We start from the raw sequence: 1,386 nt of genomic DNA, 5'->3' as shown, positions 1-1,386 counted from the left end.
TGTCGTAGCCATTTCAAGATGTCGTGGCGCCAGCTAAATAGAAATGTCCGGTTTTGAGGTTGGGGTTAGGGTTGGTTTCGCTGCCTGTTTGTCCTGGTTTATTCGTTACGCCGTGTCGAAGGCGGGCGTCTGAACGGGCAGGGCGCTTGCGTCGGATCCACTGTCCCTTGCAGACCGACGGCCAGGTTTGCGGGGTTGCGGTTGCGCCTGCCTGTGCTCAGCCAAATCCACAATCACTTGCTCGACGTCCGCCTGCACGAACTCGCGCTGCTTCTTCTTGCCCGGCTGAGGTTTGTTTCGATCGGTCTTGGTCGAATCGCCCCGGTTTGTTCGGGATGGGGCTTTACCGATGCGGCTGTTATCGCGTTGCGCCTGAATCGCCTGAGCGACCTGCAATACGTGACTCAGGCGCTTGTGTTCGACGACTGCGGCTTGATCGATCTCGGCGAGCCGATCGTACTGCCTGCAGGGCAACACCTGACCCTCCGTCCGGAGCTCGATGCGCCCGTCCGGGTACTCCCACACGTCGATGTAGCGGTGAATCAGCTTCCGGTTCTCTGGGGTGTCGTCCAGCAGGTACATCACCCGGTCGTACTGCACCGTCAGCGACTTCGTCACTTTCCGCAGTTCGCGCCACGTAAGCGTCAACTCAAGGCTCTCGTCGTCCCGCAGTGGCCGATGAGCGTCGAAACTGCTCTTCGGTGGCTTCGCGAAACGTGCGTTGTAGGCCGCCATGAAGGAGGGTGCATAGGCGTTCGCCTCGGCCACCGTGCTGATCCCGCGCAGCCGCAGTTCCTTGACCAGCCGGTCCTGCAGCGTCAGGTGCGCACGCTCGACCCGCCCCTTGGCCGGGCTGCTGTTTGCGCAAAACGTGTCGATGTTCAGCTCGTACATCGCGCGGCCGAAATGCGTCACCCGATTGCCAGTCGTGCCCGGGTTGACGTTGCGAAACACGCTGTACTTGTCGCTGTACAACGCCATCGGCTTGCCGTGACGCTCCAGATACGCGCGCGTCGCCTCGAAGTAGCTGAAGGTCGACTCGGTCGCCGTGAAATGCAGCATCATCAACCGGCTCGTCGCATCGTCCACGTATACCAGCAGCGTGCAGGCTGGCGCCCGATCCTCGAACCAGCGGTGGTCGCTACCGTCGATCTGGATCAGTTCGCCCAGGCACGCGCGTCGTGCCCGTGGCTGGTAGACCTTCGGCGGCCGCTGCCGGCGCGGCACCCACAGCCCGGCGTCCGTCATCAGCCGCCTGACCGTTTCCTTCGCCAGCCGGATGCCGTGGCACTCATACAGCTTCTCGCAGGCCAGCGTCGGCCCGAAATCGGCGTAGCGATCACGGATGATCGACAGTGCTCGATCGGCCAGATCAGCGTCCAGCCG

Annotated in this window: 1 protein-coding gene; it reads right to left on the bottom strand. The window is 62.5% G+C overall.

The window, feature by feature from the left end:
• Window positions 1–105: 105 nt before the first annotated feature.
• Window positions 106–1,386 (bottom strand): ISNCY family transposase (locus tag DIE17_RS36975; RefSeq protein WP_124921838.1); only part of this gene is annotated, 1,281 nt, incomplete at its 5' end.

It is taken from the genome of Burkholderia sp. Bp9099 (assembly GCF_003857805.1).
GTDB lineage: Bacteria > Pseudomonadota > Gammaproteobacteria > Burkholderiales > Burkholderiaceae > Burkholderia.
The sequence above is the reverse complement of the archived record's forward strand: the minus strand, read 5'-3'. Positions and strand labels throughout refer to the sequence as shown.